Below are 20,847 nucleotides of genomic sequence, written 5' to 3'. Positions count from 1 at the left end.
GGATGTCTATGCAAGGGATTGCTTACTGGATCGACCAGCGAGCACAGAATACGCCTAATCGAATAGCCATCATTACAGAAGAGCAACAGCTTACCTATAAGGAAATGGGGCAAAAGATGAATCAGTTCGCTCGGTTTCTCCAACAGGAATGTGGGGTAGATGCTGGAGTCCGAGTAGGGATTTTAGCACAAAATAGTCTGTCCTATGTTTTATTATTGTTTGCTATTGCTAAGCTGGGCGGTATTGCGGTTCCGCTGAATATAAGATTGACTGCGAATGAACTCACCTATCAGCTAGAGGATAGTGGGACCAAAGTATTGTTTACACAACATGAATTTCAGCCTATCATCGATCAACTGGAAACGAAGGTGAGTTTGATACAGATTATTTGGATGGATCACAAGAAACATGTTTCCGGTGAAGAAGCACGAGATCGAGTAGCCACTGCTATTGAAGCTGATTTTGAAAACGCTATCAATCTGTTGTCAAGTGAACCTCTCATATATGAAAAGATGAATGCTAAAGACCCCTATCTAATTTGCTATACCTCTGGCACCACAGGACGCCCCAAAGGAGCAGTATTAACACAAGAAAATATGTTTTGGAATGCGCTCCATAATTTGACCTCTTTAGATATTACTTCGAGTGATCGTTCCATTGTATTACTACCCTTATTTCATATCGGAGGAATTGGACTGTTTGCTTTTCCAACATTGTTTGCAGGAGGAAGCATTGTTATTGTGGGCAGATTTCATCCAGACAAAGCCTTAGAAATGATCCAACAGTATCAAGTGACAATCGTCATGGGGGTTCCAGCTATTCATGATGCACTTAGAAGAAGTCAATTATTTTCCACTACAGACCTGAGCTCCGTCCGCTGGTTTTATAATGGAGGCGCCCCTTGCCCACATGAGCTGATTTTGTATTATCAGGATCGAGGGCTTCCTTTTGGACAGGGTTTTGGTCTAACCGAGACATCCCCCACTGTTTGTATGCTTTCAGCTGAGGACGCACGCCATAAGGTTGGCTCTATTGGCAAGCCTGTCCTTTTTTGTGAAATTAGGCTAGTGGATGAGCATGATCAGGAGGTACCAAATGGGGAAGTGGGCGAACTGGCAATAAAGGGTCCTCACGTGATGAAGGAGTATTGGAATTTACCCAACGAGACGGCAAAGGCAATGCGTAATGGTTGGTTTTATACAGGTGATTTAGCGAGAAGGGATGAAGAAGGCTTTCTCTATATTGCTGGACGTCGCAAGGAAATGATTATATCCGGTGGCGAAAATATTTATCCTTTAGAGGTAGAGCAAGCGATTGGCTCATTACCGGAAGTAGCTGAAGTGGCTGTGGTTGGTGTAGCAGATGAGAAATGGGGTGAGGTAGCAAAGGCTTTTGTAGTCATAAAAGAAGGTGCTACGCTTACAGAGGAAATAATTCGGCAAGCGTGTCAAATGAAAATCGCAAAATATAAAATACCTAAATACTTTGTCTTTTTGACTGAATTGCCTCGAAATGCGACAGGTAAGATCAATAAAACTGCTTTGCAAAGGATAGGATCAAATCATTGATAAGGAAGGTGACTGCAACAATGAGTTTTAAGATTGGACAGAGTGCCTCATTTAGCCGAACCATGACAGAAACAGATTTCGTGATGTTTGGATTAAGCGGCGATTACAATCCCATCCATGTTGATAAGGAATATGCAGGTGATACGCGGTTTGGACAGAGAATTTCCCATGGACTACTAACAGCTAGCCTATTATCCCGTCTACTAGGGATGCATTTGCCAGGTAAAGGGTCAGTTTATAAGGATCAGACCTTGCAATTTAAGGCTCCTGTGTTTATTGGAGATACCATCACAGCCACTGCTACTGTAAAAGAGTTTAATGAAGCACGAAAAACGTTAACTTTAGTAACAGAATGTACGAATCAACATGGCAAAGTAGTTCTTACTGGGATAGCTACTATGGTGGTGCCAGGAGAAGGGGAGAAGATATGAATAGAAAACAGAGTGACATAGCAAGTGTTAGTATTGGGATTGAGGAAACGGGTGTTTATTTCCCTCCTCACATCGAAACAGCAGACATGCTCGCTCAAAAAACAGGTATTCCTGCATCCGTTATCATAGAAAAGTTTGGACTTTATGAAAAACATGTAGCGGATGATACGCTTCACGCATCTGATCTGGCGGTAGCGGCTGCTACATCATTTGTAGGAAAGAAAATTCGTCCAGAAGAGCTTGATGTCATTATCTATTTTGGTAGCCCGCACAAGGATTATTACGTGTGGTCGTGTGCAGCTAAAATTCAGCATGAGCTAGGGGCTACAAACGCATATGCTTTTGAAATTATGAATGTCAGCTCCTGCTTTCCTATCGCTTTAAAGGTGGCAAAGGATATGCTAACGGCTGATAATAGTATTCGCAATATTCTGCTCGTTGCTGGGTGTAAAGAATCGCACATTATTGATTACGACAATCCGCGATCCCGGTTCATGTTTAACTTCGCTGATGGTGGAACTGCTGCATTAGTTACACGCGGAGCTTCTAAGAGTCGCATTTTACAATCAGCTGTGATAACTGATGGATCATTTCACGATGATGTCAAGGTACCTGGGGGTGGCAGTAAAAATCCAGCAAGCCACGATACGGTGGAGAAGCGTCTTCATTATATTGACGTGACGAACCCTTCTGGCATGAAGGAGCGTCTTGATCCCATATCCGTTCCTGCTTTTGTGAAAGTGATTGAATTAGCACTACAAAAGAGCGAAAAAACCATTCAGGATATAAAGCTACTTTTACCACTGCATACCAAGCGTTCCATGTTTAGAGGGTTATTACAACGTCTAGGCCTAGCTGAGGATCAGGCGATTTATTTAGATCATCATGGACATATGTCAGCATTAGACCCATGCATTGGTTTGCATTTTGCACAGGAGAAGCATCTGTTGCATAAGGGAGACATTGTCGTAGCAGTAAGTGCTGGTACGGGATATACCTGGGCAGCTACCGTTCTTGAATCGATGGGGGAGGATTGCTAATATGAAAAGCTTGGAAAATCGCCCTTTTTGTCATAAGCGATCAAGGATTCATACACTTTTTGTAACCAACCTACTCGCCATAATCTGTTCGTTTTCCCTAATTTTCCTTGTGGGGTCACCTGTGTTTGCCTCAAGCTTTACGTATTCAGAAGCTTGGGGAAATGAAGCAGACGATCCTTCGATGTTTCGTACGCCAGTCGCTATGGCAAAGGATCTTACTGGCAATATATATGTGGCTGATATGGGGAATCATCGGATTGTGAAAATGAATAAGTCTGGTAAGGTACTAGAGACCTTTGGTGGTCTTGGTGACAAGCCAGGAAAGTTCAACATGCCGTTCGGAGTCGCTATTGATAAGGAGGGGAATATTCTAGTAGCAGATACGGGGAATTATCGGATACAAAAGTTTGATCATCAATTCCATTTTTTAAAAAGCTGGGGAACCCGTGGGAAAGGGGAAGGAGAGTTTGGTTTTCCACGAGAGCTAGCGGTTGACAGCAAGAATAACTATTATGTTACTGATGAATATAATCATCGTATTCAAAAGTTTGATCAGGCTGGGACGTATCTACTAACGATTGGCACATACGGAAAAGGACAAGGGGAGCTTGCTCTCCCACAAGGAATTGCAATTAGTCCAACTGATGAGGTATACATAGCTGATACATTTAATAATCGAATACAGGTATTTAATGATAAAGGCAAGTTCCAAAGACAGATTGGAAAAGGTGAATCTGGTCTTGGACCCTACCAATTTAATTTTCCGAGAGGCATCAATTTCGATCCTTTATCAGGTGCATTCTACGTGGCAGATACCTTTAACAATCGGATCATGAAATTTGATCAGCAGGATCGCTTTTTGTATACTGTGGGACTATTTCCGATTTTAATCTATCCAAACCAGGTGTTGCCTGATGGGGGTGGGAAATTCTACGTAACAGATACGGGGAATAATCGGATTGTTGTCTATAAAGATTCCGTTTTGAGTGCTGTGCTAGATGGTTCTATCGGAAACTCTCGTGGTGACAAAAAGCAGTATGCGGGTCCTTTCGATGTGGAAATTGACAAAAGCGGCAATATCTTTGTGGCTGATTCATTTAATCATAGGATTCTAAAGTATAATTCCAGTGGAGTGCTGGTTGGAAAATGGGGCAATAATTTCGGAAATGGTGGCCCCAATGCTTTTGGCAGTTTGCCTGGTCAATTTATCGTTCCACGTCAGGTTGCTATAGATGCTTACGGATTTGTTTATGTTGCTGACTCTGTGAATCATCGCATTCAGAAATTTACCTATACGGGTGTTTTTGTAGCTACCTATGGTTCGATGGGCTATCTCAGCGGTTTTTTTCAATTTCCAGCAGGAGTAGCAGTTGATAGTAAAGGAAACATCTTTGTGGCAGATACACTTAATCATCGGATTCAAAAATTTAATCCGTTTTTCATTTACATGACAGAATGGGGCCAAAAGGGAACAAAAGACGGCCAGTTTAACCAGCCAATGCAATTAGCCATTGATTCAAAAGACAACATATATGTGGTGGATCGGAATAATCATCGTATTCAGAAGTTTGATAATAGCGGTCGGTTTCTAGCTAAATGGGGAACAAATGGTGGCGCAGGTGCAACAGACCCATTGGGAAATTGGAAGGAAGGAAAAGGGGATTTGTTTCTCCCAATCGGTATTGCCATAGATAAACAGGATCGTGTTTATGTCACGGATACCTCGAACAATCGAATGGAAATGTACGATCAAGAGGGAAATTTTCTTGAGGAATGGGGGCATTTTAGTGGAGCAGACGGACATTTTTTCTCTCCGCAGGGAGTAGGGATTGATTCTTCAGGAGCACTGTGGATTGCGGATGGGCTGCTGCAACGGCTTCAAAAATTCGTTCCATCGGACTAAAAAATAATGGTGCATGTTGGTTTTTCGAGTGAATATACTCCAAATAGCTGATAGAGAGGAGAAATAGTTGCTATGAGTCAGATTAATACGCAGAAGCTACAAGGAAAAGTAGTGATCGTAACAGGAGGAGCCAATGGTATAGGAAAAGAGACCGTGAAGCTGTTTTTAGCGGAAGGTGCAAAGGTGGTCATCGCTGATTATAATCAAAGCGCGGGAATCACCCTATTGGAGGAGTGCCAGCAGGCTGGTTTTGAGCATGTTAGGTATGTACAGGTAGATGTCTCCAACATGGAGAGTGTCGAGAAGCTGGTTCAAAGTGTAATCGAAGCATTTTCCACAGTGGACATTTTGATTAACAATGCGGGGATTACGCAGGATGCTATGGTAGCAAAAATGACGGTAGAGCAATGGCAACGGGTTATTGATGTTAACCTGAATGGGGTTTTCTACTGCACAAAAGCAGTTATTTCGCATCTGATTGAGAAAGGTTCGGGTAAAATTATTAATACATCATCTATTGTCGGCTGTGCTGGTAATATTGGCCAAACCAACTATGCTGCATCTAAAGCAGGAGTAATTGGGATGACAAAAACGTGGGCCAAGGAGCTAGGTAGAAAGGGAATAACGGTCAATGCGGTTGCTCCGGGCTTTATTGAAACTTCAATGGCTCTAAAGGTACCTGAGAAGGTACTGTCAAATTTGGTTGCCCAAATTCCTCTCCATCGTCTAGGGAAGCCATCTGATATTGCAAAAGCATACCTATTCTTAGCCTCAGAGGATGCAGATTATGTAAACGGGACGGTCTTAGAGGTGAATGGCGGACTGTCTATTTAAACAAGTAACGATAAAGCGCGCTGATCTCATGAAGAGATGGTGCGCTTTATTAACAAAAATTAATAATTTCTTTATTAGATAAAAAAACGCTGGAGGAAAAATTTTATTTATAAAATATAAGGAAGCATTTATTTATAATATATTCTTAAAATTCAATAATGGCCTATTTTTCCATAATAATAAAAGAATTACCTTTTTGAAAAAAAGTGAATATAGTAAATTTTAGCTTTTCGTCATATAGACATCGCTGGAAAGTTTAGGTATATTAAAAATATGGAAAAAATTTTTCAATAATATGCTTTTATAGTAAAGATTATCTTAAAAAGTCATTTTATTTCATAGCAGGAATGTGAATACTATTTGCTGTTTGTTTTGAATTTACTCACAATTCACTTTTTGATTATTCGCTTCTAACAGAAAGTAGCTAGAGCACTTTATTTTGTTTGATTGAAGGTGATAGCTTAATCAGCATGCACTTTTATGAAAAGGAATGCAAGCGAAGTGTTGCATTGAGGCAATACGAATACCAAAGGGAGAGGTAATTTATGCTATCAAAACTAGACGAGCTACAGTCATTTATTGGTGATACACCTCTTTTACATTTGAAAAACGATACGATGAACCTGTATACCAAGCTGGAATTTCAGAATTATAGTGGAAGTGTGAAAGTTCGGCCGGCTTATTACATATTAAAATCTGCAATTGAGAGAGGCGAAATAACCTCTACGACTACTGTAATTGAATCTACTTCCGGAAATTTTGGCATCGCATTAGCCTATTTATGTAAAAAGCTCGAAATTCCCTTTATACCTATTGTTGATAATAATATTAATGAGATATATGAAAAGGTTTTACGTGTCACCGCTACCAAGGTGATAAAAGTAACCGAGCGAGACGAGACTGGTGGTTATTTATTAAATCGAATAAGAAAAGTAAATGAACTTCTACGTACAATCAAAGATTCATTTTGGACAAATCAGTATGCAAACCGGGATAGCTTCCTGGCTCATTATCATGGATTAGGCAGGGAAATTGCCGACTCCTTTGAACATCTGGATTATGTGTTTATCGGTGTTAGCTCGTGTGGAACCATTGCTGGTGTGTCCCGCAGATTAAAAGAAAAGTTTCCATCCGTTAAGGTTATTGCAGTAGATACAGAGGGTTCGGTGATATTTGGAAATAGTCCGAAAAAACGCTTTATTCCAGGGATTGGATCTAGCATGGTCCCAGAAATACTGAAGGAGGCTATGATCGACGAGGTGATTCATGTACCTGAGTATCGAGCAATCCAAGGGTGTCACGAACTGCTAGAAAAGCACGCTTTATTTGTAGGTGGCTCATCGGGCAGCTCCTATTATGCTATCAAGCATTATTTTGCTGACAAGACATTTCAAACACCGCCGAATGTAGTCTTTATTTGTCCTGATAGCGGTTTATCTTATGTGGATACGATTTATAACAAAGAGTGGGTAGAAAAATTCTGCCTACACCAATCATAACGATATAAAACGTCCTATCACGATTATCTATCATCAAGCATCTATTTTGGGGGCGTTATTTATGACTAGTAAACCAAAATACGTAATGGGGGAGTGATGAATACATGAGAGATTTAGCATTTGTGTTTTCTGGACAAGGCTCACAATATGTCAATATGGGAAAAGAATTATGCGATCATTACGCCATTGCTAGAAGGACCTTTGAAGAGGCCGAGCAGATCGTAGGATTTGATTTACGTAAACTATGCATCGAAGGCGATCTTGAGGAGCTGACCAAAACGGCTAATGCTCAACCAGCTATTTTAGCTACAAGTATTGCTCTTTGGCGTGTTTATATGCAGGAGATAGGTGTCAAGCCTCATTTTGTCGCTGGACATAGCTTAGGTGAATATTCCGCACTTGTTTGCGCTGGAGCAATGAATTTTTCACAGGCAGTTCGTTTCGTTCACAAGCGCGGTCTACTTATGCAGGAAATAACGGCTCAAGGAACTGGAGCGATGGCATCTGTTTCGGGAATAGACAAGGCTGACATTGAAAAGGTTTGTTGTGAATATTCAGATGAGGAGAACTTTGCGCATCTTTCTAACATTAATTCCTCACGTCAAGTAGTTATTTCCGGTCATCGCCAAGCGATTGAAAAGGCAGCAAAAAAACTGGAACAGATGGGGGCTACAGTCATATTCTTGCGTGTTAGCGCCCCGTTTCATAGTCCACTAATGCAATCAGTTGCTTCCTCTTTACAGACGGAGCTTCAACAAAATAGCTATCAGCCTATGCGTTATTCTGTCATTGCGAATGTCGATGGACAGCCATACACAAGCAGTGATCAAATTGTAGAAAATTTGACTACACAAGTGACGGCACCGGTTCAATGGCTTGCCACTATGCAGTTTTTATACCAAAAGGGCATTCGGAAAGTAATCGAGTTTGGACCGAATAAGGTCTTGCGCAATTTAATGAAAAAGGAATATCCTGATGTACTTGCCTATTCATATGATGTAGCACAGGATGTTGTTGGCGTGAAAGAAATGATGGGATTCCCGACGGATTATCAAGCCTTTATTCCTAGTGTAATTACAAAATGCTTAGCTGTTGCTGTTGCAACACCAAATCGAAATATGGATGCTGAAGCGTATCAACAAGGTGTGATTGAGCCATATCGACGGATTCAAAAGCTACAAAATGAGCTGGAAGAGACAGGCGTAGAACCAACCGTAAAACAAATGCGTGAAGCCCTTGATATGCTGACATCGGTATTTGTAACCAAAAAAACTCCAACTGAGGAACAGAAAAAACGCTTTGATGAAATTCTAGACGAAACAGGGACGGGCTATTTGCTTCCTGAGTTTCAGAATTACTGATTTGAAAATTGATTGAACCGTCACCTTTACTATGGGAAGAAAAAGGAGCTTTTCACTTGGAAAAAAAACCAGAAGTAACCAAAATTTATCCGCTGACTCCCTTACAAGAAGGCATTTTATTTCACTCCATTGTACATAAAGATTCTGGTGCCTACTTTCAGAGCTTGACTTTTTCAATTGAAGGTCATGTAGAAATTGATCTGTTTTTAAAAAGCGTCAATGTATTAATTGAACGACATGATATTTTACGAACAGCCTTTGTATATGAAAAAGTAAAAAAGCCAATGCAACTGGTGCTTAAAAAGCGGGAATTGACGAGCATTCATTTTGAGGATATTTCCAGAGTGCGTGATCAGGAGGAATATGTACAAGATTATTTGAAGAAAGACAAAACACAGGGATTTCATTTATCTAAAGAAGTCCTTATTCGTATTGCTATATTCCAGACATCAAAAGAGTGCTTTAAAGTGGTTTGGAGCTACCATCATTTAATTATGGATGGCTGGTCACTTGGTATTATGTTCCATGAATTTCTACAAATTTACGATTCTTTTGCGTTCCATAAAACGCTAAAGCTGGAACCGGTCCATTCCTATCAGCAATTTATTCAATGGTTAGAAAAGCAGGATAATGAGCAGGCCAAGGAATACTGGGGAGGTTATCTGGAAGGCTATGATCAGTTGGCCGTAATGCCAAGTTTGATCAATAAAACGAATGCTACTGGATATGAGGCAAAAGAAGCGGAATTTGAGATCGATATTAAAAAAACACAACAGCTTACTAAGCTTGCACGGCAAAATAATGCTACATTAAGCACGGTATGGGAAGCAATATGGGGACTGGTTCTCCAACGATATAACAATGTAGACGATGTAGTGTTTGGATCTGTTGTGTCTGGCCGAAATGCCGAAGTAGCAGGTATTAATCAGATGGTCGGATTATTTATTAATACAGTTCCTGTGCGCATTAGGACAGACCGGGTAGAAACGTTTGCACAGCTTGTACAAATGGCTCAGGAAAGCTCAACTAGAGCAAAGATGTATGATTTTTTCCCGCTCTATGAGATGCCAGTAGGTACAAAGATGAGTCAAGGCATCATTGACCATGTTTCTATTTTTCAAAAATCACCAATTGATATGAGTGAATCAAGCATTGAGTCAGGTACGAGGGGGCTTGCTCAAGCAATCACTCATCTTGAGTTATTGGAACAAACCAATTATGACTTTAGCATAATGGTCATCACGGGAGAGTCCTTGATCATTCGGATGGGCTACAACGCGAATGTACATAGCTACGACTTTATCAAAAGAATCTTTGGTCATATCGAGGAATTGATAGAACAAGTCATAGCGAATCCAGAAATCAAGCTTAGCCAGCTCAAGATTACGACTCTAGCAGAAGAGAATGAGCTGCTTGAGCGATTCAATGACACCATGCTTTCATATGATCGTAGTAAGACTATTCATGAATTAATTGCGCTACAAGCCAAAAAAACACCGGATCAGATAGCGGTCGTATGTGAAGGAGCGCAGCTAACATATCGTGAATTGGATGAACAAGCCAAGAGAGTCGCTTGCAGTTTGATTGATAAAGGAGTAGGCCCCAATACGATTGTTGGGTTAATGACCGAACGTTCATTGGATATGATGATCGGCTTACTTGCGATTCTTAAAGCCGGAGGAGCATATTTACCAATTGATCCGACCTATCCTGAGGAGCGTGTGAAATACATGCTTACAGATAGTGGCGCTACATTGATTCTTACCCAACGGCATTTAGTCTCAGATAACCAAATGGGGCAGGAATACATTTATCTTGACGAGACGGTAGCGTATGAAGAAGAGTCCTTGTGGAAAGCAGATACTGCTGGGTCAGAGGATTTAGCGTATGTGATTTACACTTCCGGATCAACTGGGCAGCCAAAAGGAGTCATGATTCCTCATAGAGCGGTTCATAATTTTATCCAAGGAATCACTGAGAAACTTGCTTTTACTGAAGGAAAATCAATCCTGGCTCTTACTACCATTTCCTTTGATATTTTTGTAGTAGAGACGTTAGTGCCACTCACTCAAGGAATGCGTGTAGTTGTTGCAACAGAAGCACAGCAGCGTGATCCAAAATTATTAAATGAGCTGATCAAGGTCCAAAATATCAATTCCTTGCAACTCACACCTTCTCGACTGCAATTGCTTTTATACAGTGAGGCAGATTGCTTTAGCCAATTAGAACAAATCCTGATAGGAGGAGAAGCTCTTCTCCCTTCCCTATTAGCTCAACTGAAAGAACGTACACAAGCCAAGATATTTAATATGTACGGTCCTACAGAAACAACGATCTGGTCGCTAATACAGGATGTGACAAATACAACTGCTATTACAATCGGAAAACCAATAGCGAATACACAAGCCTACATTCTCAATCAGCACAATAGCTTACAGCCAATCGGTATGACAGGCGAATTGTGTTTAGCAGGTGACGGCTTATCAAAAGGTTATCTGAATCGAGAGGAACAGACTTCCGAAAAGTTTGTGATAAATCCATTCCAAACAGATCGAATGATGTATCGGACTGGTGATTTAGCAAGATGGCTTCCAGACGGAACAATTGAGTTTAAAGGTAGAATCGACCATCAAATCAAGATTAGGGGCTTCCGCGTAGAGCTTGGCGAGATTGAGAATTGCTTAGTAAAACACCCAGCGGTTCACGAAGCAGTCGTGATCGTGGAGGAGGTTGGCGTTTCGCAGAATCTAACCGCTTATTACGTAGGGCAGCATGATGTAAATCCGCATGAACTTCGTCAGCTACTTCGTCAGGAATTACCAGAATATATGGTTCCAGCACACTTTGTTTTTCTAAAGGAGCTTCCGCTTACAGCTAACGGGAAGATCGATCGAAAGCAATTACCTAAACTGAGCGAAGGTGTACGATCAAGTGAAGTGCTTGTTCAGTCTTCGCATACAGAGGTTGAGCGGGAGTTAGTGGAGATCTGGAAAAATGTATTGAAACGGGATGTCATTGGTTTACATGAAAGCTTTTTCGATTTAGGCGGAAATTCCATTCTGCTAGTTCAGATGCATGCCCAAGTAGATAAAAAATATGCGGGGAAAATAGATATTGGAGATGTTTTTTCCTACTCTACAATTGCGAAGTTAGCCAGCTATATTGAATCGAGGACAGTAGAGAATCTACCATTGATTCAAATTCCGGCCATCCAGCTCCCTTCAGAATATTTTAATGCAACTGAAGGTCATAACAGTACGCTATTCACGTTTGCTTTTCAGGAAGAAATGGTTGCTGGCCTACATATGGTAGCAGATCGGTACAGTGTCGAGATAGCTGATATTTTACTTGCAATGAATCTGTATTTGTATGCTGAAATCGGCGAACTGACTGATGTCACCCTTCAGTTGCAGACAACGGATCATAGAACCATAGCTATTCACGTAAATATGAACAGCATTGAAGATTTTGGCGACTTATTTAGACATGTAAGAGAAGCGCGAATACAGCCAAATCCCCTTTCTCTATATTCTATACAGTCATTAGAAAAGAGCTATACAAGTAAAAAAAATGAACAAATATGGCCGCTATTTACCGAATATTCTTCTCAGTCAAACGAATTTAATCGCTTGTTTGATCTCATATTTAAATTGCAAATCGAGCCAAAAATGATTGCTTTTGAATGTCGATATGATCAAAACAAATTAAACCATGGAAAAGTCGAAGAACTCATTTATGGGTATCTCAAGCTACTTTCTCTCATGCTAGAAAATGAGCATCAAGCAACTATCTAATCGAGCTGGAAAAGAGGGGAGATAAGTGAAGAAAAAATTACTGGATTTAACCGGGGTGAATTTAACCCAAAAAGACGAGCGCACGGTTGTTCAAATGAGAAGTGTGAAAAAAAATGACATTGCGATCATCGGAATCTCTGGACGCTTCGGTGAAACGCAAAATTTGGAGGAGTTTTGGGAGACATTACGTAATGGCAACGATTGTATTCGTACGATCCCAGAGTCACGACAAAAGGATATTGATCGATTTATTAACCATGTTCAGCCGCATATCCAAAAGCGGTATTTACATGCTGCCTATTTAGAAGAAATTGATCAGTTCGATTACCAGTTATTCTCGATTTCACCTAAAGAAGCTAGTTTAATGGACCCTAATCAACGTCTATTTTTAGAAGAAGCATTCTCAGCAATTGAAGATGCTGGTTATGGCGGTCAAAAAATTACGGGAACCAGAACGGGTGTTTTTGTTGGATATAGTGCAGATGCAGACTCAGGGGAGGACTATAAGCAATATATTAAAAATGTTGCTCCATCTCTGTCTGGGGCAGCCATTCCCGGTAACATAAAGTCTATCATTGCGAGCAGAATTGCCTACACGCTCGATTTGCACGGGCCAAGTATGGTAGTGGACACAGCTTGTTCTTCTTCTTTGGTTGCTGTTCATTTGGCGTGTCAGGCGATCATTAATGGTGAATGTGATATGGCTCTTGCAGGGGGAGTCAAAATTATCATGCTTCCCTTAGACGGAGACTTTAATTCAGGGATCGGCATTTCTTCACAAAATGGACGGGCGAAAACCTTTGATAATCGATCAGATGGAACTGGCTTTGGGGAGGGTGTTGGCGTTGTAATGCTAAAGGCCCTTGATAAAGCTATACAAGATAAAGACCATATTTATGCCGTAGTCAAAGGCAGTGCTTTCAACCAGGATGGTCATTCAATTGGAATAACGGCGCCTAATTCACTAGCACAGGAAGACGTGATTGTCAGGGCTTGGAAAAATGCAGATATAGAGCCGTCGACTATTCAATATATTGAGGCACATGGGACCGGAACCTCACTAGGAGACCCTATTGAAATCAAGGGGATTCAGCGAGCTTTTGCAAAGTATACAAATCAGCAGCAATTTTGCGGTATCGGTTCGATAAAAACGAACTTTGGGCATCTCGACCATGCAGCAGGAATTGCTGGTTTAATCAAAAGTATTTTATCGCTAAAACACAAGGAACTTCCTCCTACAGTTAATTTCCAATATCCCAATCAAAAAATCCCGTTCGACAGTTCACCGGTCTATGTGAACGACTGTCTAAGGGAATGGGAATCGAATGGGCATCCGCGTCGTTGTGGAATCAGTTCATTTGGCTTGAGTGGTACCAACTGCCATATCGTCTTGGAGGAAGCGCCTGCGCCTAAGCTGCGTCCTCCATTATCAGATCAAGCATCTAAGCCACACATTTTATCCCTCTCCGCAAAAACTGAGGATGGACTGCGTCAGCTAGTGGATGCATACATTCAGTATATTAAGAAAAATGAAAAGGTAAGTATAACTGATCTTGCCTATACGTCTAATACAGGCAGAGGACATTATGAATCACGATTGGCGCTGGTAGTGCGTGATCGTACTGATTTAATAGAAAAGCTTTCCTTATGTAAAACGGAATTATTTGCTACGGAAGAGCGGATCGGCTGCTATTCAAATTCATTTAAGATCATACATGATCAGAAACCCAATCGTAGTGAAAAAGAGATTACGGAAGCAGATATCAGACAATTGAGCGAACAGGCAAATGCTTTAATTAGTCAGCTTGTTAAGGCAGAGTCTTCCGAAGTGCTTCTTCATCAGTTGAGCCAATTATACGTCCGTGGAGCAGAGGTGGATTGGGAAAGACTGGTGCAGAAGGAACATGCTCATAAGATAAGTCTTCCCGTATATCCATTTAATCGTAAGCGGTGCTGGGTGAAGCCAGAAGCCGTAAATTCTTACCCGCTTATAAAAAGAGCAGAAAAAGAGCTTGATTTGCCTCTACTAGATCGATTAGAAGCAGAATCGATTGATACTATTATTTATGCAACTGATTTTCATGTAGATAAACACTGGGTGCTACATGAACATATCGTCAATGATAAATTTGTTGTGCCGGGAACTACGTATCTTGAAATGCTACTTGAAGCCTGCTATCAACAAATACCAACTAGACAAGTGAAAGTAGAAGATATTGTGTTCCTTGCGCCATTCATTTGCGAAAAAGGAGAGTCTCATAAGGTCCAGACCATTTTAAAAGAAAATGGACAAGCTTATGACTTTATCATTGCCAGTCGTTACAACGGAGAGTGGGTGCGACACGCCCAAGGGAAAGTAATAGTTGGCTTAGATGATCATGCTCCGCTGTTACAACTTGAAGAAATAAAAAACAGATGCAGCATCGAGCGCAAAGAGTTTATTCAATACGAAGAGGATTTCTCTGGTTCAGGGGCTATCATTACAGGACCTCGCTGGAATAATGTGCAGCAGGTATATGTTGGTGATGGTGAAGTACTCGCACACTTTAGTCTGCCAGAACGCTTTGCAGCAGATAAAGATTTGTATCATTTCCATCCTTCTCTGATGGATAATGCTGTTAACTTAGCGATTAACACAGTTAGTCAGGATTTTTATCTGCCGTTTACCTACCGTATTTGTAAAGTGTACAACACAATGCCAAGCAGATTTTACAGTCATCTCAGACTAAAGCCTGATCAGTCTGAAAGTAAGGAAATTATTAATTTTGATGTGACACTAGTAAATGAAGAGGGCGTCGTATTTGCAGAAATTGAAGATTATGCGATAAAACGTGTACACCAAATGGATTTGGGAGTAAACAAAGCAAAAAATGCTAGCTTTTATTATGGCCTGAATTGGATTGAGAAGGAAATAAATCTTACAGATGAGAGCTCCAAAGATATGGGGACTGTACTTATCTTTAAAGATGAGACAAGCATTGGTGAACGAATGAGACAAGCATTTGATTCCATGGACAGGCCGTGGATTCAGGTTGAATGGGGAGCCGAGTTTGAAGAGCTTGACCAGCGCAGTTATAAAATAAACGGCCTTCAATCCGACTATATGACTTTAATCGGATTACTAAAAGAAAGAGGCATTACTCAAATCGTGCACTTGCTATCTGTTGTGGAAAAGCAGGATGTCAACGATCTTGTGGACTTGGAAGAAACCCAGAAAAGAGGCTATGAGAGTCTCGTTCGCCTGACGAAAGCTCTTTTAGAGCATAACATTCATGACGAAATAGAGATTTTGCTCGTGGCTCCATATGTATACGAGTTGGATGAACAGCAGGAATACATTCAGCCACATCACGCTACCTTATTCGGATTGGGAAAAGTGGTAACGCAGGAGTACCCGCACCTATTGTGTAGAGCAATCGATATTGACAAATGGACTACTGCAGAAACCATCCTTGCTGAACTAGGGAGTAAAGACAAGGATTATCTTGTGATGCACCGTAAGGATCAACGATTTGTGGAGGAATTCTGCGAGTGGAATTTAGATGATATTGCAGACGAATCTATTGAAATTCGCGAAAATGGAGTTTATTTACTTACAGGTGGTCTTGGTGCAATTGGGCTCGAAATGGCTCATTATCTTGCTTCGCAGGCTTCTGTCAATCTTGTATTAATTAATCGTTCTTCGTTGCCAAGTAGAGAGCTTTGGGACCAAGTAGAAGAACAGTCCCAGCCAAAATTATATCGACAAATCAAAGCTATCCGCCAGATTGAAGCGTTGGGAAGTCATGTCACGGTACTAAGCGCCGATATCAGTGATCAGGATGAATTACAAGCTGTACTTGCTCAAGTTCGGTCACAATTTACGACGATCAATGGCATCATCCATAGTGCGGGTGTAGCTGGCGAGGGATTTATCCTGCGTAAAGAGGAAGCTAGTAGCCAACCGGTGTTATCGCCAAAAGTAAAGGGTACCTGGTTATTAGACTATCTGACGAAAGATGATCAGCTTGATTTTATGGTACTGTTTTCCTCAATTAACTCCCTGTACGGAGGAGTTGGACAAGGGGACTATGCGGCTGCCAATGCTTACCTAGATGCATTTACTTCCTATCGTAATCGCCATACGGGGAAAACATTGACTATCAATTGGGCGGCATGGAAAGAAGTAGGGATGGCGGTAGAATACGGAGCTAATCATGATGTAGGATTCTTTAAGTCATTGTCAACTCATCATGCTATCCAAGCATTTCAGCAGGTTTTGCATAAGCAGTTGAAAAGAGTAACCATAGCAGAAATCAATTATGATAACACTTCTGAACATTTGGATGCTCTATCATTTCATCTCGCAAACCCAATTAAAACCAAGTTGGAAAAAATGGAGAGATTAAAAGATAGAAGACAAGGAGCAGTAGCATCTCAAGGCTTACCAGACATTACGTTGCTAGGGCGTAATGCTAGTGAGAGCTATTCTACCAATGAGCGATTAGTAGCGCAGGTCTTTTGCTTGGAATTAGGACTCGACGAAATAAATATCTACGATGACTTCTTTAGTCTCGGTGGAGATTCTATTATTGCCGTCAAGATCGTCAATTCGGTTCAAAAGTATCTGAATAAGAATATTGGGATAAGTGAAATATTCCAAAACGTAACGATTTTTTCACTTGCGGCACATCTTTCTTCTCAAGAAGAGGGTACGAAAGAAAGCACCAGCTCTGAGCAAGCTACAGAAGCATCGAATTTGGTGCCGGAGTCAGAGGAAGGAATGGAGCTGACGGGTATGCAACGTCATATCTACTTCCTTCAATCCTACAATCCTTTGATGACTGAACTTACCCTATTGATTGAACAAGAGCTTTCTGCATCTGTTGACATTGAGTTGTTGCAAAAGGCGATTGACGTAGTTACCCAACAGCATGAGGCTCTGCGGACAATTTTCCGTGAAGAGAATGGACTACCCAAACAAGTTATTTTGCCAGCTTTGCGTGTAGAGCCAGAATATGAGGACCTCTCCTATGAGGCAGATGCACATCAATTAGCTAGAAGAAAGCTGAAAGAAGCTAGAATTCGAGCTTGCGAGCTTTCAAAGTCAACATGGCGTCCGATTTTATATCGTTTACCGGAAAAGAAAACGCTCTTTGCTCTGATTATCCATTCACTGATTGCAGATCAATCGAGTTCTGAGTATATTGCAAGTGAGATTCTTCAGGTCTATCACGATCTAAAAGAAAAGAAGCAAATCGTGCTTTCACCAGAGGGTAGCTATATCTCCTGGATACGCGATCAGCTTAGCTGGGAAAAGAGTGAAGGGTTTCAACTAGACCAGGCATACTGGCAACAGGAATTACGGAATCCACTTCCTCAATTAAACCTAGCAACAGATTTTCAACGTCCTAAGACTCCAAGCTATCAAGGAAGCTTTTTTCCTTTTCAGGTAACGGATAAAAAGATCTACACATCCATTCAAGAAGCAATCAAACGATTAGATATTCCAATGGAAACCTATCTATTGTCAGCCTATTATCTTCTGCTACACAAGCTTACTCTTGATACAGATATCATCATAGGGATGACGGCTCGTCACCAAGGTCATTTAGATAGCAATGAAATAGTGGGAGCACTAACGAATATCTTCTGTATGCGTGTGAAGATAGAAGAAACAGATACAATCGAAGCATTATTTGCCAAGGTAGAAAAAACGAGAATGGCCGCCACTACACACAGTCGTTACCCATTTGATGCTATTGTCGCCCAGGTTAATGCCAAGCGTAGTCAACGAAATCTGATCTTTTCTACGATGTTTAAATGGCATGAATCAATGCCTGCTAATAACGATGGCGTCAGTTTGTATGATTTAAGCTTGGTAGGCGGAGCTGACACAGAACAACTGGATTTTAGATTCGAGTTCAATACGAATCTGTTCAAAATAGAAACGATAAGTAAGCTAGCTGACTATTATTTGAATATCTTGTATGAAATCAGCAAGAGTGGTTTGCGCATTCCTGACGTACAGCTTTTGTCCCAAAATCAGCTGAAGGAATGGAAAGAAGCACAGGTATCAAGCATCATGGGAGATTTTGATTTTAATTTCTAACTTATAAAACAAACTAGAGGAGAATCTCTATGCTTACGCAATCAACTTCCATATTCGAACAACTAGAGTCTAATGTCCGTTCTTATTGCAGATCATTTCCAGATGTATTTATAAAAGGAAAAAACGCAACGATGTATACCAGATCAGGAGCAAAGTTCATAGACTTCTTTGCAGGAGCTGGGGCCCTCAACTACGGGCATAATAATGATTTTATTAAAAAAAAGCTCATCGATTATTTAGAAGCGGATGGGCTTGCTCATGGTCTAGATATGCATACCTCTGCCAAGGAAAGTTTTTTGCAGACCTTTAATGAGTTGATTCTTCGTCCCAGAAACTTGGAGTATAAAGTCATGTTTTGTGGTCCTACGGGAGCAAATGCGGTAGAAGCGGGACTAAAGATTGCCCGTAAGACAAAGCAACGCGCAGGTATTTTTGCTTTTACAGGTGGCTTTCATGGTATGTCTTTAGGTGCTTTGTCTGTTACCGCCAATAGCTACAATCGGCAGGCGGCAGGTGTTGATTTGCCTCAAGTCACATTTATGCCGTACCCTACTGATTTTTCGTTCGATACGATTGAGTATATGGACAAAATGCTTAGCGATAGCCATTCGGGCATTGCGAAACCAGCGGCAATCATTTGCGAGACGATTCAGGCAGAAGGGGGGATTAACGTTGCCCCTATCCAGTGGCTTCAAAGATTACGCCAATTGTGTGACAAGCATGATGTGCTGTTGATTTGCGACGAGGTTCAGATTGGATGCGGTCGAGCATGCTCCTTCTTCTCATTTGAAAGAGCGGCCATTGTTCCGGATATTGTCGTACTTTCCAAATCTATCAGCGGTTATGGTCTACCAATGTCTCTTTTGTTGTTTAAACCAGAATTAGATATCTGGCAACCAGCAGAACATAATGGAACATTCCGCGGTAATCAACTAGCCTTTGTTGCTGCCGAGGCCGCCTTGCATTACAGAGAGCAAGAACAATTGGAAGCAGAGGTCCTACGTAAAGAAGGGTATGTAAAGCAATTCTTACATGAACAGATTGCTAGCCTGCACGACCAGATTGAAGTTCGTGGAATGGGATTAATTTGGGGTGTGGATGTGGCTAAAGCTAGTGGTTCAGATGTAAACACTGCGAAAAAGATAGCAAAACGCTGCTACGAGCGCGGTTTAATCATCGAGTGTGTAGGTCGCAATGATACCGTGGTTAAGCTTCTGCCTCCATTAACCATTGAATGGGATGAATTACAAAAAGGCTGCGCGATCTTGCAAGAATCAACGAGGGAGATCTTGAGCGGTTTCGAAACAAGCAAGATGTAAAAAGGGAGAGGAGATTACCGAATGAGATATCTACATGAAAAGGACTTGCTGAGCATCGGAATTAACTGGGATGAAACGACTTCTGTTATTGAACAGGCAGTGAAATGCTTACAGCAAGATGACTTTTCCCAACCAATAAAACCTTATTTACGCTATGGACAAGAGCAAAATCGAATTATTGCTATGCCGGCTTTTGTAGGAGGTACGATTAATCAAGCGGGGATTAAATGGATTGCTAGCTTTCCAAATAATATTCATCAAGGTATTCCACGAGCGCACAGCGTCACTATTCTAAATAACGCAACGAATGGGGTTCCAGAAGCCATTGTTAACACAGCATTGCTTAGCGTAATTCGTACTGCTTCTGTCAGTGGAATGATCTTGAAACATTATGATGGTGTTCGCAAGCAAAAAGATATCACGGTTGGCATTATCGGCTGGGGTCCGATCGGTCAATATCACTTTAAGATGGTCACTTCATTACTAGGGGATCGAATAAAAAATATTTACTTATATGATCTCAATCCAATTAACATCACGTCGATTGATCCATCTGTGAAAGAGAAGATTATCATCGCTAAGGACTGGAAACAAGCCTATCAACATTCGGATATCTTCATGACATGCACAGTCTCTAAAGCACCATACATTGATGCAGCACCAAAAGCAGGCTCACTTCTACTTAATGTTTCGTTACGAGACTTTACTACAGAGATTTTCCCGCATGTAAAAGGTTCAATTATTGTAGACAACTGGGAAGAGGTATGTCGGGAAAAAACGGATATAGAGTCTATGCATTTGCAATGTGGGTTGCAAAAAGAAGACACAAAATCGATTATTGATGTGGTTTGTCATAATGCCATGTCTAGTTATCGTGAAGATCAGGCTATTATGTTTAATCCTATGGGGATGGCTGTTTTTGATATTTCGATGGGGCATTATTTTGTGAAAAAAGCAGAGGATTTAAAGGTAGGACAACTATTGGAATAAACATAGCATGTAGAAAG

Annotated in this window: 11 protein-coding genes; all 11 read left to right on the top strand. The window is 41.0% G+C overall.

Features of this window, described 5'->3' with window-relative positions:
• Positions 1–8: 8 nt before the first annotated feature.
• The 11 genes from O0550_RS05350 (at position 9) to O0550_RS05300 (ending at position 20,830) form a co-directional block, all read left to right on the top strand.
• Positions 9–1,568 carry an o-succinylbenzoate--CoA ligase gene (locus tag O0550_RS05350; RefSeq protein WP_258425772.1) on the top strand — a complete coding sequence of 520 codons (1,560 nt, stop codon included), beginning with the start codon at positions 9–11 and terminating at the stop codon, positions 1,566–1,568.
• A 20-nt stretch (positions 1,569–1,588) separates the two neighbouring features.
• Complete coding sequence (locus O0550_RS05345; RefSeq protein ID WP_258425771.1) at positions 1,589–1,999, top strand: MaoC family dehydratase; 411 nt, start codon at positions 1,589–1,591, stop codon at positions 1,997–1,999.
• Positions 1,996–3,039 carry a 3-oxoacyl-ACP synthase gene (locus O0550_RS05340; RefSeq protein WP_258425770.1) on the top strand — a complete coding sequence of 348 codons (1,044 nt, stop codon included), beginning with the start codon at positions 1,996–1,998 and terminating at the stop codon, positions 3,037–3,039. Before O0550_RS05345 ends, O0550_RS05340 begins: the two co-directional genes overlap by 4 nt.
• Position 3,040: 1 nt before the next feature.
• Positions 3,041–4,942 (top strand): 6-bladed beta-propeller, encoded by a 1,902-nt coding sequence (locus O0550_RS05335; protein ID WP_268900745.1) that lies wholly within the window; start codon positions 3,041–3,043, stop codon positions 4,940–4,942.
• A gap of 72 nt (positions 4,943–5,014) precedes the next feature.
• Entirely contained in the window at positions 5,015–5,776 is a 762-nt protein-coding gene (gene fabG / locus O0550_RS05330) for a 3-oxoacyl-ACP reductase FabG (protein WP_003340247.1), read from the top strand.
• Positions 5,777–6,321: 545 nt separating this feature from the next.
• Positions 6,322–7,275 (top strand): 2,3-diaminopropionate biosynthesis protein SbnA, encoded by a 954-nt coding sequence (sbnA, locus tag O0550_RS05325; protein WP_258425769.1) that lies wholly within the window; start codon positions 6,322–6,324, stop codon positions 7,273–7,275.
• Between the two features lie 104 nt (positions 7,276–7,379).
• Positions 7,380–8,636, top strand: a complete 1,257-nt coding sequence (fabD, locus tag O0550_RS05320; RefSeq protein WP_258425768.1) for an ACP S-malonyltransferase — start codon at positions 7,380–7,382, stop codon at positions 8,634–8,636.
• A 56-nt stretch (positions 8,637–8,692) separates the two neighbouring features.
• Positions 8,693–12,430 carry a non-ribosomal peptide synthetase gene (locus O0550_RS05315; protein WP_258425767.1) on the top strand — a complete coding sequence of 1,246 codons (3,738 nt, stop codon included), beginning with the start codon at positions 8,693–8,695 and terminating at the stop codon, positions 12,428–12,430.
• 25 nt (positions 12,431–12,455) lie between these two features.
• Positions 12,456–18,521 carry a type I polyketide synthase gene (locus O0550_RS05310; RefSeq protein WP_258425766.1) on the top strand — a complete coding sequence of 2,022 codons (6,066 nt, stop codon included), beginning with the start codon at positions 12,456–12,458 and terminating at the stop codon, positions 18,519–18,521.
• 29 nt (positions 18,522–18,550) lie between these two features.
• Positions 18,551–19,840, top strand: coding sequence for a diaminobutyrate--2-oxoglutarate transaminase (gene ectB / locus O0550_RS05305; protein ID WP_258425765.1), 1,290 nt, complete (start codon positions 18,551–18,553; stop codon positions 19,838–19,840).
• 21 nt (positions 19,841–19,861) lie between these two features.
• Positions 19,862–20,830, top strand: a complete 969-nt coding sequence (locus O0550_RS05300; protein WP_258425764.1) for a 2,3-diaminopropionate biosynthesis protein SbnB — start codon at positions 19,862–19,864, stop codon at positions 20,828–20,830.
• Positions 20,831–20,847: the final 17 nt, after the last annotated feature.

It is taken from the genome of Brevibacillus halotolerans, assembly GCF_026891775.1.
Classification (GTDB): Bacteria; Bacillota; Bacilli; order Brevibacillales; family Brevibacillaceae; genus Brevibacillus_B; species Brevibacillus_B halotolerans.
The sequence above is the reverse complement of the archived record's forward strand: the minus strand, read 5'-3'. Positions and strand labels throughout refer to the sequence as shown.